The sequence below is a fragment of the Deinococcus sonorensis KR-87 genome, assembly GCF_040256395.1.
Lineage (GTDB): Bacteria > Deinococcota > Deinococci > Deinococcales > Deinococcaceae > Deinococcus > Deinococcus sonorensis.
Window position 1 is genome coordinate 2,340,117 of the sequence record NZ_CP158299.1, and the last position, 14,717, is coordinate 2,354,833.

The following is a 14,717-nucleotide window of genomic DNA, read 5'->3' on the forward strand; positions in this document are numbered from 1 at the left end:
GATCGTGCACACAGCCTCCGTGCTGGCCGCACTAGCCTGTCGGGATGAGGAAACGGACCCTGCTTCTTCCACTGCTCGCCCTGGTGGGCCTGGGCTCTCTGGTGGCGTGCTCGCCAGTCGGCACATTGAACGCGGTGGTGTCCACCAGCGGCCTGACCGTCACCCGCGACCTGCACTACGGCCCGGACGCGCGCAACGTGCTGGACCTGTACGCGCCGCAAAAGGCCAGCGGTCTGCCGGTGGTGCTGTTCATCCACGGCGGCTCCTGGACCAGCGGCGACAAGAACGAATACAAGTTCGTGGGCGACAGTCTGGCCAGGGGCGGGTATCTGGTGGCGGTCATGAGCTACCGGCTCGCCCCGGAGCACCCCTACCCGGACTACATCCAGGACGCGGCCCAGGCGCTGCGCTGGCTGCGCGACCATGCCCGCGACTACGGCGGCGACCCGGATGACCTGTTCGTCAGCGGCCACTCGGCGGGGGCCTTCAATGCCGTGGAGGTGGTGGACAACGCCCGCTGGCTGGCGGAGGCCGGGGTGCCGGTGTCAGCGGTCCGGGGCGTGGTGGGCGTGGCCGGACCCTACAGCTACGACTACCGCACGCTGCCCAGTCGCAATGCCTTCCCGGCCGGCAGCGACCCGGCCAACACGATGCCCAGCGGCCACGTGCGGCCGGACGCGCCCCCGCACCTGCTGCTGGTGGCCGGAAACGACCAGACGGTGGAGCCCGCCAACGCCACGCGGATGGAGGCGGCGCTGAAGGCGGCGGGCGTTCCGGTCACGCTTACCGTGATTCCCAGGCTCAACCATTACACCATCATCGGCGCGCTGGCCCGGCCGCTGACTTTTCTAGGGCCAACCCGCAGCCTGATGCTGAACTTCCTGAAGCAACATCAGACGCCTGTAAAGACTTCATGAAGCCAGTGTCCTCATGAAATGACGAGGCTAACCTGACCGTTTCCTTATCCTGGCTGGATTATAGATCCTGTTTGGCACGTCACTTTCTGATGAGGCTAATATAAATTAACCTCAAAGAGTGACATTTTTATCATTTTTACTCTCACCTGTGGTCAGCTGCCATTCACCCGCTGCCTGCAGCACTATGCTGCGATGAACAGGTGCCCTTCTCCTTCTCTGTGCGCCTCCTTGCGGTCATCGCGTGCGCTGGGCTCAGCACCGTTCAGGCGGCCTCCACCGTCACGGTCCGTCCGGGCGACACCCTGTTCCGTCTGGCCACCCGTCATCACCTGAGCGTGACCCGGCTGAAGACGCTCAATCATCTGCACAGCGACACCATCCGGGTCGGTCAGCGCCTGACGGTGGCCGCCCCTCTGGCCGCGCACAAGGCGGCGGCCACCCCGCCCGCGCGCCGCACCCGCGAGATCCGCCTGGTCTACCGCTACGTTACGGTCCTGAGCGGGCAGACGATCGGTACCCTGGCCCGCACCTACCACACCACTCCGGCGGTGCTGGCCCGGCTGAACGGGCAGCGTCGGCCGGTGGCGTGGCCGGGCATGCGGCTGCTGGTGCCCAGCCACGTCGCGGTTCCGATTCCGCCTACAGCGAGGCGGCCCGCTGCGACGCTGGTCCGGACCACAGTGTTGGGCATCCCGGTGAAGCTGGTGCGGGTGGACCTGCGCCACCGCGACGTGCTGGTGAGCGTGGTGCTGCCGGGTGCCGGGCGCAGCGCCACCGTGGCGCAGCTGGCGCGCCGCAGCGGGGCCCGCGCCCTGATCAACGGCAGCTACTTTCATCCGCAGACCTTCGCGCCGGCCGGCGACCTGGTGGTGGGCGGGCGGATGGTGTCGTGGGGCCGCATTCCCGCCGCGCTGGCCATCACCCCGGACAACCGCGCCAGTATCCAGCACAGCGGCGCCACCCTGGTCAGCGGACGCAGCGTGCGGGCCGCCTCGGCGGTGCTGGCCGCCGGTCAGCTGCGCCGACTGAATGCCGCGTGGCCCGGCATGGAGACGGTGGTGGCCAGCGGGCCGAGCATCGTGCGGGCGGGCCGGCTGAACCTCAGCTTCGCCGACGTGTTTCAGGAGGCCGGCGGCATCTTCCGGCGCTCGGAGCGCAGCGCGGTGGGTCTGATCGGGGAACGCGACCTGATCTTCGTGACCACCTCCCGGCAGCTGACGGCCAGCGAGATGGGCAAGCTGATGCTGCGCCTGGGCAGCCGCGACGCGCTGCTGCTGGACGGGGGCAGCAGCAGCGCCCTGGCCTGGAACGGTCAGCCGCAGATGGGCCAGAACCGCAAGGTGGCCTACGGCATCGGGGTGTTCGTGAACTACACCGGGCGGCGTTACGCCCGCTAGCGGCCCTCGCGCACGTCCAGCAGCATCTCGCGCGCGATCTCCAGGGCCGTCGGTCCCAGCGGGCTGCGGGTCAGGCCGATCAGGGTGCTGAGCCGTTCGCGCCGGGCCCCAGACAGCGAGGTCCAGCGCGCCAGATCGTCCGGATGCACCCGGGCCGCCTCGTCGCGCAGCAGCCGCACCGCGCCGTCGTAGTAACCGCTCTGGAACGCCGCGCGCGCCCGCTTCTCCTGGTCCACCAGGCCCAGCCCCCGGGTGGCCAGCAGCACCCGCCGGGCCTCCTCCTCACCGCCGAAGGCATACAGCCGCTCCAGCCCGTACACGCTGCGCGGAAAGCGCAGGCCAGCGGTGGCTCGCCAGGCGTAGGGGAGACGCACCTCCAGTTCCGGCCAGGCCGGGAGGTGCGTCAGCAGCGCCGGGTACAGCAGCCCCAGCGCCACCTCACGCGCGCGCACCAGCGCACTGACCTGCTCTGGCACCCCGCTGCCCCGGCCCAGCGTGCGCGCCGCGTCATCCAGCTGCTGCCCGGCCTGGCCCAGCAGGTCCTCCCGGTACACGGCCAGCCGCTCGCTGGAGAGGTTCCACAGCATCTTCTGCAGCCGCCCGTAGTGGCCGGTCGGATCGTAGATCAGCCGGCTGGTGGCGATCAGGGCCAGCGGCGCCTCGGTCTGGGCCACCTCCCAGTCGCGCCAGCGTTCCAGCTGGTCGTAGGGAAACCGCAGGGCCAGCAGCCCGGCGCGCAGCTCACTCTGCGCCGACAGCAGCCCGCGCTCAAACGTCACAAAGGTCGGGACCGAGCCGGCCCACGCCAGCTCGGTGCCGTAACTGCCTGCGGCGGCCAGCGCCCGCACCTTGCGGTCGGCCACCAGTCGGTCCTGCATTTTCTGAACGTCCTGAATCGGGCTCACCTCTGCCTTCCATTGTGAGACGTCGGCCCGGTCCGGGGCTTTATGCTGTCTCAAGATGCACGGTCGGGCGCCGGGCTAGCCTGTGCAGATGACTCCGAGCGCGCTGATTCTGGACCTAGACGGCACCCTGATCGACAGCAACGACGCCCACGCCCGCGCCTGGGTCGCGGCGCTGAAGGACGGGGGATTTGAACGCACCTTCGAGGAGGTTCGGCCGCTGATCGGCATGGGCGGCGACGGCCTGCTCGACACGCTGGCCGGCGTCTCGGACGACAGCGAACAGGGCCAGCAGATGAAGGAGGCCTGGAAGCGCCACTTCCTGCCGATGGTGCCGCAGCTCCAGGCGATGCCCGGCGCACGCGACCTGCTGGAAGCGCTGCGGGAGCGCGGCACGCCCTACATCCTGGGCAGCAGCGGTGAGCAGGAACTCACCGAGGCGCTGCTGAAGCAGGCGGGCCTGCAGGACCTGATGACCGGCATGGTGACCTCCAGCGACGTGGAGCGCAGCAAGCCGCACCCGGACATCCTGATGGTGGCGCTGCAGAAGCTCAACCTGAACCCGGACCGGGCCCTGATGGTGGGCGACACGAAGTATGACGCGGAGGCGGCCAGGCGCGCCGGGGTGCCGTGCGTGCTGCTGAGCTGTGGCGGAAGCCTGGAGCACGGCGAGGCCCCGGACGGCGTGATGGTGTATCCGGGCCCGGCCGGGCTGGCGGGTGCCCTGGACAGCCTGTAACCCGCCGGAACGCAGCCGCTACACTGGGCGGCATGACCGATGCTGCCCCAGCGCCCGCCCTGCCCCTCATCGTGAGCGCCGGCGAGGCGCTGACCGACCTGATCACCGAGGGGGGTTCCCGCTGGAGCGCCCATCCCGGCGGCGCCGGCTGGAACGTGGCGCGCGCCTGCGCCGCGCTGGGCGTGCCAACTGCCTTCGCGGGGACGGTCGGAGCCGACAATTTCGGGGACGAGATCTGGGAGAGCTCGCAGCGTGGCGGTCTGGACCTGCGCTTTCTGCAGCGCTCGCCCCAGCCCACGCTGCTGGCGGTGGTGTATCAGGCGTCGCCGCCGGCCTACCGCTTTATGGGCGAGAACAGCGCCGACCTGCACTTCGACCCCCTTCAGCTGCCCGCCGGCTGGCCCGCAGCGGCCCGCTGGCTGCACCTGGGCGGCGTCAGCCTGGCGCGGCAGCCGCTGGCCGGCACCCTGTTGACCATGATGGAGCAGGCGCAGGCGGCTGGAGTCAAGATCAGCTTTGACCCGAACGCCCGCATCGTGCACCGCGACCCCGCCTACCGCCCGATCTTCGAGCGGGTGATTCGCCGCGCCGACCTGCTGAAGTTCAGCGATGAGGACCTGCGCTTCTTCTTTCCGGAGCTGGACGAGGCCGGGGCGATGCGGGTGCTGCGCGGGCTGAATGCCCAGGCGCCCATCGTGATCACCCGGGGCGCGGACGGCGCGACGCTGTACCACGCGGGCGGCTCGGCCAGCCTGCCGGCCCCGAAGGTGACGGTGGCCGACACGGTGGGGGCCGGTGACGCGCTGTGCGCCGGCCTGCTGGTCAGCGCCACCCGGCAGCCGCAGCAGCGCTGGCCGGACCATCTGGCGTTCGCGCTGCGGGTGGCGTCCGCGGCCTGCTCCCGCCCCGGTGCCTACGCCCCGACCCAGGCCGACGTGGACCAGCTGTTTCCAACGGCCTGAACAGGCGAGCCAGCACAAACGCCCGCCGTGTGGCGGGCGTTCAAGGGCAGGTGCGCGCCGCTCAGGGCAGGGCGCGGCCCCGGCCCCAGGCCAGCAGGGCGATGATGACGGTGAAGGCTGTCAGGCTCAGCACCGGAATGGTGATCACGTCCGACAGCGAAGTCAGCGTGTCGCCGAAGATCGGCCATTTGGCGTCGCAGCCCACCGTGGTCTGCCCCACGCCGCATACCTTGAGCGTCTGGATCACGCCCCAGGCTTCCAGGTTCTGGATCAGCGCGATCACCCAGCCCGCCAGCGCCAGCGGCAACGCGTAGACGCGCCCGCCCAGGTCGCTGCGCAGGGCGGCTGCGCCCAGCACCAGCACCAGCGGGTACATGCAGATGCGCTGGAACCAGCACAGCACGCACGGCACGAAATGGCGCACCTCGCTGAAATACAGGCTGGCGATGGTGGCCACCATGCTCACCACCCAGGCCAGATACAGCCGGTTGTCGCGGTTCACGTCACTTGGCCTTGTCGATTGCCGCGCTCACCGAGTCGGCCGAGTAGTTGCTGACCAGCACGCCGTTCACGAACACGCTGGGGGTGCCGGTCACGCCCGCCTTGTTGGCCTGGGCGGTGTCGGCCGCGACCCGGTCCTTGGTGGCCTCGCTGTCCAGGCAGCTGCGCAGCTTGTCGGCATCCAGGCCGTCCACGTACCCGGCCAGCGTGACCAGCCGGTCCTTGGTGGCCCACTGCTCGGTCTCCTCGCCCTGCGCCCGGAAGATCAGGGTCGAGAGCTGGTTGTAGCCGTCGTTGCCCTTCTGGTCGTAGGCGCACTCGGCGGCCTCGGCGGCGGTGGTGCTGTCCGGCCCGATGAACGGGAAGTTGATGCGGTACAGCTTGATCTTGCCGGTGTCCAGGTACTTGCTCTGCAGGGTGGGCATGGTGTTGTCTTCGAAGTTCTTGCAGTTCGGGCACTTGTAGTCCTCGAACACCACCAGGGTCACTGGGGCGGAGGCCTGACCCAGGAACGGCTGACCGTCCAGGTCGAAGGTCTTGGTGCCGCTGGGCGCGCCGCCCGGACGTAAAGCAAGCACCGCCAGTGCGATGAGCACGGCGGCGATCAGGGTTCCGATGACCAGAACGGTCCGGTTCTGGCGGGCAGGAGCGGTGGTGTTGGGTCGGCTCATGAGTGCAGTCTAGCCGGGCCAAATGAGCCGAAACCGAAGACGCTCAGCCGGCGACCACCGGGCGCAGCTGCTCGGCGCGGCGGCGCAGGTACAGACCGGTCAGCTGCCGCAGCAGGCTGAACCCCAGCCCCAGCGCCGCCATCAGCAGCGAGGTGCGCTGGAAGGTGTGGTTCATCGGCAGCGTCAGCGTGTCGTCAATGGAGGGGCTCAGCCGTGCCGCGCCCAGAATCGCGGCGGCGAACACTGCCCACGCGAACGGCAGCACCAGCGGCCCGCCCGCATGCTTCACCACCAGCAGCGCCAGCAGCGCCCCGCCCACCAGCGGCAGGATGGCCCACCACTGCGCAGGGGGCGCGGCCGTCGCAAAGAACGGCAGCGCGCCCAGCAGTACGCCGATAAAGCCGTACCAGTGGCCCGCCTCGTCGGCCAGCACCGTCAGCAGCACCCACAGCGCCAGCCGCTCGGGCCACGGCAGCGGCTGCCACAGGCTCCAGGCCAGCACCAGCAGCAGCACGGCGCCCCAGGCTAGCCGCAGCAGCATCAGGTTGCGGGCGCGCAGGCGGCGGCGCCGGGCGGGGGAGAGCGAGGGGCGGGCGCCGGTGTCCGGGCTCGCCGCCGGTTCAGGAGCGCTCACGGCTGGCCTCGTCGGGGCAGGAAGGTGGTCATCTGTACCCTATATGCCACGGCGGGCCCTCTACTTGCCAGTGGCGGCGCTGGCTTTGCGGCCCCGCTTGGGCTTGGCGTCGCCCGCCGCGACCAGTTCCGGTGCGCCGGTCGGCACGATGCCCGGCACCCGGGCCAGGTACGCGCCGGTGTGGCTGGTCGGGTGGGCCGCCAGCTCCTCCGGGGTGCCCACCGCCACCACCTGACCGCCGCGCACGCCACCTTCCGGCCCCAGGTCGATGATGTGGTCGGCGCACTTCATCACGTCCAGGTTGTGCTCGATGACCAGCAGGGTGTTGCCGCCCTCCACCAGCCGCTGCAGCACCTCCATCAGCTTGCGCACGTCCTCGAAGTGCAGCCCGGTCGTGGGCTCGTCCAGGATGTAGATGGTGCGTCCGGTGGCGCGCTTGCTCAGCTCCGAGGCCAGCTTGATGCGCTGCGCCTCGCCGCCCGACAGGGTGGTGCTCGGCTGCCCGATGCGCATGTAGCCCAGGCCCACGTCGCACAGCAGCTGCATCTTGCGCTCGATGGCCGGAATGTTCTCGAAGAAGTCGCGGGCGTCCTCCACGGTCATGTCCAGCACGTCCGAGATGCTCTTGCCGTTGTACTTCACTTCCAGCGTCTCGCGGTTGTAGCGCGCGCCCTTGCAGACCTCGCACGGCACGTAGATGTCCGGCAGGAAGTTCATCTCGATCTTCATGACGCCGTCGCCCTTGCAGTTCTCGCAGCGCCCGCCCTTCACGTTGAAGCTGAAGCGGCCTGCCTGATAGCCGCGCCGCCGCGCTTCCGGGGTGCGGGTGAACAGGTCGCGGACCTCGGTGAACACCCCGGTGTAGGTGGCCGGGTTGCTGCGCGGGGTGCGCCCGATGGGGCTCTGGTCAATCTCGATGACCTTGTCCAGGTACTCCACACCCACGATGGCGTCGGCCTTGCCGGGGGTGGTCTTGGCGCCGTTCAGGTCGCGGGCCAGCGTGGCGTGCAGGATGTCGTGGATCAGGGTGCTCTTGCCGCTGCCGCTGGGCCCGGTGACCACCGTCATGGTGCCGAGCGGCACGTCGATGGAGACGTTCTGCAGGTTGTGCTCGCGCGCGCCGCGCACGCTGAGTTTCTTGCCGTTGCCGCGTCGGCGCTGGGCGGGCACCTCGATCTTCAGCTCTCCGCGCAGGTACTTGCCGGTCAGGCTGTCGCGGTCCTGGCGCACCTCGTCGGGCGTGCCCTGCGCCACCACGTTGCCGCCGTGGACGCCGGCTCCCGGGCCCATGTCCACCAGATGGTCGGCCTCCATCATGGTGTCCTCGTCGTGCTCCACCACCAGCAGGGTGTTGCCCAGGTCGCGCAGGTGCTTCAGCGTGCCGATCAGGCGGTGGTTGTCCTTGGGATGCAGCCCGATGCTGGGCTCGTCCAGCACGTACAGCACGCCGGTCAGGCCGCTGCCCACCTGGGTCGCCAGGCGGATGCGCTGCGCCTCGCCGCCCGACAGGGTGTTGGCGGCCCGGTCCAGCGAGAGGTAGTCCAGGCCCACGTCCACCAGGAACTTCAGGCGGGTGCGCACCGCGCGGATGATCGGGGCCGACACCTGCGCCCCGAACTCGCCCAGCCGGTAGTCGTAGCGCAGCGGAGCGTGCGCCTTCTGGGCGCCGCCCAGGCCCATGTGCAGGTACGGCGCAATGTGCTCATGGTCCAGCGCCCCGTCCTGCAGCTCGCGGAAGTAGCGGTCGGCGTCCAGCACGCTCATGTGGCTGGCCTGCGCGATGTTCAGTCCGCCCACCCGCACCGCCAGGATCTCCGGCTTGTAGCGGGTGCCGCCGCAGGTGGGGCAGGGGCACAGCTCCATCATCTCCTCGAGCTTCTCGCGCATGAACTCCGACTCGGTGTCGGCGTAGCGCCGCTCCAGGTTCGGCAGCACTCCCTCGAACTCGGTCATGAAGCGCATGGTTTCCTTGCCGCCGCGCCGGTACACCACCTCGAACGGCTGGCCGGGGCCGTGCAGGATGGCGCGCTGGGCCTCCTTGGGCAGCTCACCCCACGGCGTCTTGGTGTCAAAGCCCATGTGCTCGGCCAGCGCCTTGATCTTGTCCCAGTAGTATACGCCGCCGCCGGTGCCCTTCTTGCTCCACGGCAGGATGGCGCCCTCGGCGAGGCTCAGCTTGGGGTCCACCACCAGATCGGCGGAGAACTCGTTCTTGAAGCCCAGGCCGGTGCAGTCGGGGCAGGCACCGTAGGGGTTGTTGAAGCTGAAGCTGCGCGGTTCCAGCTCCTCCAGCACGCTGCCGTGCTCAGGGCAGGCGAACTTCTCGCTGTACAGCTCCTCTGCGCCGCTGTCCGGGAACAGCACCCGCAGCAGGCTCTCGCCGCGCCGCAGGCCCAGCTCCACGCTCTCGGCGATGCGCGAGCGGTCGCTGTCACGCACGCTGATGCGGTCGATCACCACGTCCACGTCGTGCTTCTCGAACTTCTCCAGCTTCAGCTTCTCGGCGTCGTCCATCTCGTAGATGGTGCCGTCCACCCGCACGCGGGCAAAGCCCTCGCGCCGCAGCTCTCCGAACAGCTTGCGGTACTCGCCCTTTCGCCCACGCACGATCGGGGCCAGCAGGATGGCCCGCTGCCCCTCGTAGCCGCTGAGCAGCTTGTCGGTGATCTCGGACGGGCTCTGACGCTCGATCTTGCGGCCGCAGATCGGGCAGTAGGGCGTGCCCACCCGGGCGTACAGCAGACGCAGGTAGTCGTGGATCTCGGTGACGGTGCCCACCGTGCTGCGCGGGTTGTGGCTGGTGGTCTTCTGGTCGATGCTGATGGCCGGGGACAGGCCCTCGATGCTCTCGACGTCCGGCTTCTCCATCAGCCCCAGGAACTGCCGGGCGTACGCCGAGAGGCTCTCCACATAGCGGCGCTGGCCCTCGGCGTAGATGGTGTCGAAGGCCAGCGTGCTCTTGCCGCTGCCCGACACCCCGGTGATCACCACGAACTTATTGCGCGGCAGCTCCACGGTCACGTTCTTGAGGTTGTGTTCCCGCGCCCCGCGTACGATCAGGTTCTGCAAAATCAGGCTCCTTGTGAGGTGCAGTTCACGGCAGGTCTGGGACAGCAGATCTTCTGTACTTGGCAGATTCGGCGGCTGTCCTTCTTGGCCAAACATGACATTCTAACACCACGGCCCAGCCCCGCAAGGCACGGAGGTTACGGTGTTCTTTCAGATCACTCGGGCCTCGGCGGCAGCCTGTAAAGAAACACATCGCAGGATCTGGCCGTGTGGCGGACCATAAGGCTCCATGAAGATGACCCGCGCCGCCCTGCTGCTTCTCGGTTTCAGTCTCCCCCTCGCCCTGGGCATAGCCCAGCCGCTCCGGGTGGGCATCGCCCTGGATTCCGGCGGCAAGAACGACCGCTCCTTCAACCAGGCCGCCTGGGAAGGCGCGCAGCGGGCCGCCAGGAAGCTGGGCGTCAAGGTCCAGCTGTTCGAACCGAAAGAGGACGCGAAGGGCAACGTGTCCCGGGGAGCGGAGCCGCTCGCCAAGTCCGGCGCTGGATTGGTGATCGGGGTGGGCTTTGCGAACAAGGACAGCATTGAGGCCGCGTCCAGCCGGTTCCCGCAGACGCACTTCGCGGTGGTGGACGACCTGCCCAAGGGGAGCAACACCGCCGGCCTGCGCTTCCGGGAGCAGGAGGGGTCCTTCCTGGTGGGCTACATCGCGGCCCGCGCCAGCAGCACCGGCGTGGTGGGCTTCGTGGGGGGCATGGACGTGCCGCTGATCCACAAGTTCCAGGCCGGCTATACGGCGGGCGTCCGGTTCATCTGCCCCAGCTGCAAGGTGGTCAGCGCCTACACCGGCACCACGCCGGCCGCCTGGAATGACCCGGCCAAGGCGCGGCAGCTCGCGGCCAGCATGCAGGCGCAGGGCGCGGACGTGATCTTTGCGGCGGCGGGCGGCAGCGGCACCGGCGTGGTGGCCCAGGTGAACGCGGTGCAGTGCCTGAAGGCCAGCAGCCTGCCCAAGGGGGTGAAGTTCGCCCCAGACCGCTACGCCAGCGTGCCGAAGGGGGCCGACTACCAGAAGCGGTGCGCCGGCGACACCCGCCCGGCCTTCTTCATCGGGGTGGACAGCGACCAGAACTACCTGGGCGACACCGACAAGAACCCCGCCACCCTCAACCACGGCCTGACCAGCATGGTCAAGCGGGTGGACAATGCCGTGTACACCATCATCCAGGAGGTCGCGCAGGGCCGGCCGTGGCGCTCCGGCGACCGGGGCTTCGGCCTGCAGAACGACGGCGTGGGCTACGCGCTCGACGTGTACAACCGCGCCCTGATCGACAAGAAGATGGAAGCCGCCCTGAGTCAGGTCAAGCAGCTGGTGATTTCCGGCACCGTGCGGGTGCCGACCCAGTAAACGGGTGGTCTGCGTGGGGCGGGGTGGCCGGGCGGCCCCGCCCCCGTTCGCGTTACCGGACGTTCAGCTGCTGAATCTGGGCCCGCAGGCGGCTCACGTCCACCTGTTCGGCCAGCAGTTCCATGAACACCTGATCGTGGCGCTGGCCGCCCAGCAGCACCGCGCCCCGGCGTCGCCCGATCTCCTGGAAGCCCACCCGGCGGTAGGCGCGGATGCCCCGCTCGTTGAAGGCGTACACCTTCAGCAGGATGTTGTGCAGGTTGAGGTGGAACATCCCGTAGGCGGCGATCAGCTGCACCGCCTGCGAGCCATAGCCGCGCCCCCAGACGTGCGGGTCGTACAGGGCGATGCCCAGTTCAGCCGTGCCGTGTGGCTGGCGGATGTCGCGCAGTTCCACCGCGCCCACGATCCGGCCCTCCGGTTCGTAGATGCCGAAGATGATCCGGTCCGCGCGGCTGCGGCTGATCTCGGCGAACCAGGCCTGCTCGTCCTCCAGGCTGTAGCTCATGCCGCTGCCCGACAGGTAGGTGGTGAGTTCCAGGTTCTGGAAGTAGCGGGCGATGGCCGGCACATCCTCGGCGCGCAGCCGGGCCAGCACGACGTCGTCGCCCACGATGACAGGGTGGAGGGTCATGCCTTCAGCGTAGGCCAGAACTGGTCCCTGCGCGACTCAGGCCGGGCTGAACAGCGGTCCCAGGTCGGTCAACAGGCCGGAGGGCCGCAGCTCCGCAAAGTGGTAGCGTCCGAACACCTCGCTGAAGCGGGCCGCGTCCAGTTCGCTGACCGTGCCAGACGGTCCCTGGGCCCGCACACGCTCGCCGCGTGCGGTGAGGCGGTACTCGCCCCGGGCTTCGGCCCCGAAATACAGCGTGGTGAGGTACTCGCGCCCGCCCTGGCGCTGCAGCAGCGTCAGCACCGTGGCCGCCGCCAGTGCCCCGGGTGGCGGCGCGGACAGCTTGTATTTCCGGCCAGCACGCGCAGTCATCAGGCCAGAGTGTACTTGCTAAACTTGCCGGATGCTCGAAGTGGGTGAACACATCGGCTGGGACCACGGCGAGGCGCAGGTGTATGCGGCCTGCTGGCAGGGGCGTCCGGCCGTCCTGAAGCGGCACCGCCAGCCGCACAAGTTTGCCCGGGAGCTGTACGGCTACCGGACCTGGCCCGCTCACCTGCCCCAGCTGCTGCACAGCGTTCCCGAGCGGCTGGAGCTGGTCCTGGAGCGCAGACCCGGTGAGTGCGCCCTGCTGGTCTCGCCGACGCCTGACCTGTACTGGGCGGCCGGCGCCGCGCTGCGGGTCCTGCACGATGCCGCGCCGCTCGCCATTCCTTTCGACACCGGGCGGCACGATCTGGAGCGGCTGATGAACGCATTTGTTCCGCGCGCTGCAAGCTGGATAGACCCGGCCCAGGTACAGCGGGTGGAGGCCATGACCCGGGCGGCGCTCTCCGGACCGTTTCCGGCGGTGGTGCTGCGGCACGGCGACTACACCGCCCGGAACTGGCTGTGGGACGGCTCGCGCCTGACGGTCATCGACGTGGAGCATGCCCGCCCCGGTCCGGCAGTTCTGGACACCGCCAAACTGCTGAACGCTCTGCCGGACCCGGCGCTGGCCCAGGCGTTCCAGAGCGGCTACGGGCGCGGGTGGACGGCAGAAGAGCACGCGCTTCTGCGCGCGGTGCGTTGTTTCGACGCGCTCGCCCTGGCGGTGTGGTGTGCCGAGCACACCGACCGGGCCGGCTATGAGCAGAGCACCGCGACCCTGACCGGGCTCCTGAGCAGCGCGGTCAGCTGACCACGGTGCCGGCCCCGGCCAGCGCCGCGCTCACCGGGGCTCCGGCGCGGGCGTCTCCGAAGATCACCCGGCGCACCCCACCGGCCACCGCTTCTGCGGCGCCCAGCACCTTCTTCTTCATGCGGTCCTGGGCGAAGTCCAGATACGCTTCCACCTCGTTCGCCGGAATCTCGCGGATCAGGCTGCGTTCATCCGGGAAATCGCGCAGCAGGCCCGGCACGTTCGAGAGCAGCAGCAGGGCGTCGGCCCCCAGGGCGGCGGCCAGGGCAGCGGCGGCCCGGTCCCCGTCCACGTTGATCGCCACGCCCTCGTAGCTGGCGCCGGGCGGGGTCAGGACCGGCAGATAGCCGCCCGAGAGCAGCAGCTCAATCAGGCCGGTGTTCACCCGCTCCACCGTGCCGGTGTGGTCGCCGCGCAGCACCTTGACCTTGCCGTTCTCCACGGCCCGCACCGAATCCTTGTGGCGGCCCTCGAAGATGCGGCCGTCCAGGCCGCTGAGCCCCACCGCGTTCACCCCGTGGCGTTGCAACCGCTCCACGATGCCCTTGTTCATCTTGCCGCAGTACACCATCTCAAAGATTTCCAGCGTCTGGCGGTCGGTGAAGCGCGAGGTGTAGCCGCTGGGACTGGTCACGAAGCGCGGCGGATGCCCCAGCGCCTCGGCCACCCGGTTGGTTTCCCCGCTGCCGCCGTGCACCACGATCAGCCGCCGGCCTTCCTTCCATAGGGCCGCCACATCGGCGCACACCGCGTCGTAATCGATGCCGGCACTGCCGCCGACCTTCACCACCACCAGCCCATCCTGCGAATTCACGCCGGTCATCCTAGCACATGAAAGTTATAACGGCCTGACACATACCAGATGACAAGCAGAACGGCCAACCCGCCCAGGTGCAGCGCCACCACCCGCCGGAAGACCCGCTGGTAGCTGACCTTGCGCGTCTTGTGGCGGAACACTTGCTGGGCGAGCAGCGAGCCGGGCCAGCCGAACCACGCCTCCAGGCGGTGCAGCTGCCGCTCCGGAATGCGCTGATGGCCGCCCCGGGCCAATTGCTTGTCCTGCCACACGGCCACGAAGGCCACCAGGCTCATGGCGATGTACAGCACCGCCAGCAGCCGCAGCAGCGTCAAGGCCGGTACAGCTCCGGGTGCAGGAAGGGCGCCAGCGAGAGGCTGAGCGCCTGCTGCCACACGTCGGCGCGCGACAGCAGGCCGTCGGTCAGCCAGCCGACCGTGCCGGCCTTCTGCTTGATGTTATGAACGCCGCTGAGCCCGTCCATTACCGGCCCCAGTTCCTCCCCGGCCAGCACCCGGGCCGCCACCTGCGGAGGCAGCCGCAGCTCGGCGGTGCGCGCCAGTTCCAGCTGCGGGCCGCGCACCACCGCCACCACCCCGAACAGCCACGCGCCGGCCTCGTCGAAGCGCACGCCGCCCTCCAGCCCCACGCCCCAGCGGGCGTCCGGCTGCTGGCTGGCGGCAATGGCCCGCTGAACCGCGCCCCGGGTGGTCTGCTCCACGCCGATCGGTTGATCCGGGACGCCGGAGGCCGCCGGGCAGCCCTGGACCGGCAGCTCAGGAAAGGTCTGGGCGAACACGAGCTGCACCGGGCGCAGCTTGGCGGGGTTGAGGCTTCCGACAAAGACAGTCACGTCCGGGATGATAGAGCCGCCGGCTCCTTGAAGGAACCGGAAAGGTTGAACCTACAGTTCTTCATGCAGCGCTCCGGCGCGCGCCACGCACGATCACCACACTGAATGCTCAGGAGGCACGCCGACCCCACAATG

16 protein-coding genes are annotated in these 14,717 nt (G+C 69.3%); 6 read left to right on the forward strand and 10 right to left on the reverse strand.

Going from position 1 to position 14,717, the window contains the following annotated elements; translation table 11 throughout:
* The first annotated feature begins 44 nt into the window (after positions 1-44).
* Positions 45-917, forward strand: a complete 873-nt coding sequence (locus tag ABOD76_RS16765) for an alpha/beta hydrolase (RefSeq protein WP_350243104.1) — start codon at positions 45-47, stop codon at positions 915-917.
* Between the two features lie 218 nt (positions 918-1,135).
* Positions 1,136-2,314, forward strand: coding sequence for a phosphodiester glycosidase family protein (locus tag ABOD76_RS16770; RefSeq protein ID WP_350243105.1), 1,179 nt, complete (start codon positions 1,136-1,138; stop codon positions 2,312-2,314).
* Here the strand turns inward: ABOD76_RS16770 and ABOD76_RS16775 are convergent.
* Complete coding sequence (locus tag ABOD76_RS16775; protein ID WP_350243106.1) at positions 2,311-3,192, reverse strand: hypothetical protein; 882 nt, start codon at positions 3,190-3,192, stop codon at positions 2,311-2,313. The two genes, ABOD76_RS16770 and ABOD76_RS16775, sit on opposite strands and share 4 nt — an antisense overlap.
* Positions 3,193-3,307: 115 nt before the next feature.
* On the opposite strand from ABOD76_RS16775, the gene ABOD76_RS16780 reads away from it, so the two are divergent.
* Entirely contained in the window at positions 3,308-3,955 is a 648-nt protein-coding gene (locus tag ABOD76_RS16780) for an HAD family hydrolase (RefSeq protein WP_350243107.1), read from the forward strand.
* A gap of 32 nt (positions 3,956-3,987) precedes the next feature.
* Positions 3,988-4,917, forward strand: coding sequence for a carbohydrate kinase family protein (locus ABOD76_RS16785; protein ID WP_350243108.1), 930 nt, complete (start codon positions 3,988-3,990; stop codon positions 4,915-4,917).
* A 61-nt stretch (positions 4,918-4,978) separates the two neighbouring features.
* On the opposite strand, the gene ABOD76_RS16790 is transcribed toward ABOD76_RS16785, so the two are convergent.
* From ABOD76_RS16790 to uvrA, 4 genes are read right to left on the reverse strand one after another with little or no spacing between them, the layout of a single operon-like run.
* A complete protein-coding gene (locus tag ABOD76_RS16790) occupies positions 4,979-5,419 on the reverse strand; it encodes a disulfide bond formation protein B (protein ID WP_350243109.1) in 441 nt (146 codons plus the stop codon).
* Position 5,420: 1 nt separating this feature from the next.
* Positions 5,421-6,089: a DsbA family protein gene (locus ABOD76_RS16795; RefSeq protein ID WP_350243110.1), complete on the reverse strand. Its 669-nt coding sequence runs from the start codon at positions 6,087-6,089 to the stop codon at positions 5,421-5,423.
* A 43-nt stretch (positions 6,090-6,132) separates the two neighbouring features.
* Entirely contained in the window at positions 6,133-6,723 is a 591-nt protein-coding gene (locus ABOD76_RS16800; RefSeq protein ID WP_350243111.1) for a hypothetical protein, read from the reverse strand.
* 60 nt (positions 6,724-6,783) lie between these two features.
* Positions 6,784-9,795: an excinuclease ABC subunit UvrA gene (uvrA, locus tag ABOD76_RS16805; RefSeq protein ID WP_350245295.1), complete on the reverse strand. Its 3,012-nt coding sequence runs from the start codon at positions 9,793-9,795 to the stop codon at positions 6,784-6,786.
* 232 nt (positions 9,796-10,027) lie between these two features.
* Between uvrA and ABOD76_RS16810 the strand changes: the two genes are divergently transcribed.
* Positions 10,028-11,140, forward strand: a complete 1,113-nt coding sequence (locus ABOD76_RS16810) for a BMP family lipoprotein (protein ID WP_417323547.1) — start codon at positions 10,028-10,030, stop codon at positions 11,138-11,140.
* A 52-nt stretch (positions 11,141-11,192) separates the two neighbouring features.
* On the opposite strand, the gene ABOD76_RS16815 is transcribed toward ABOD76_RS16810, so the two are convergent.
* Both ABOD76_RS16815 and ABOD76_RS16820 read right to left on the reverse strand, forming a co-directional pair.
* Positions 11,193-11,774 (reverse strand): GNAT family N-acetyltransferase, encoded by a 582-nt coding sequence (locus tag ABOD76_RS16815; RefSeq protein WP_350243113.1) that lies wholly within the window; start codon positions 11,772-11,774, stop codon positions 11,193-11,195.
* 36 nt (positions 11,775-11,810) lie between these two features.
* Positions 11,811-12,125, reverse strand: coding sequence for a hypothetical protein (locus ABOD76_RS16820; protein ID WP_350243114.1), 315 nt, complete (start codon positions 12,123-12,125; stop codon positions 11,811-11,813).
* A gap of 31 nt (positions 12,126-12,156) precedes the next feature.
* On the opposite strand from ABOD76_RS16820, the gene ABOD76_RS16825 reads away from it, so the two are divergent.
* Positions 12,157-12,933, forward strand: a complete 777-nt coding sequence (locus tag ABOD76_RS16825) for a phosphotransferase enzyme family protein (protein ID WP_350243115.1) — start codon at positions 12,157-12,159, stop codon at positions 12,931-12,933.
* Here ABOD76_RS16825 and ABOD76_RS16830 read toward each other — a convergent pair.
* The 3 genes from ABOD76_RS16830 to yjjX are packed head-to-tail and all read right to left on the reverse strand — an operon-like array spanning position 12,926 to position 14,582.
* Entirely contained in the window at positions 12,926-13,729 is an 804-nt protein-coding gene (locus ABOD76_RS16830; RefSeq protein WP_350245296.1) for a [LysW]-aminoadipate kinase, read from the reverse strand. The genes ABOD76_RS16825 and ABOD76_RS16830 overlap by 8 nt on opposite strands.
* Before the next feature lie 23 nt (positions 13,730-13,752).
* Entirely contained in the window at positions 13,753-14,064 is a 312-nt protein-coding gene (locus ABOD76_RS16835) for a DUF1294 domain-containing protein (RefSeq protein ID WP_350243116.1), read from the reverse strand.
* Positions 14,061-14,582 (reverse strand): inosine/xanthosine triphosphatase, encoded by a 522-nt coding sequence (gene yjjX, locus ABOD76_RS16840; RefSeq protein WP_350243117.1) that lies wholly within the window; start codon positions 14,580-14,582, stop codon positions 14,061-14,063. Before yjjX ends, ABOD76_RS16835 begins: the two co-directional genes overlap by 4 nt.
* Between the last annotated feature and the right edge of the window lie 135 nt (positions 14,583-14,717).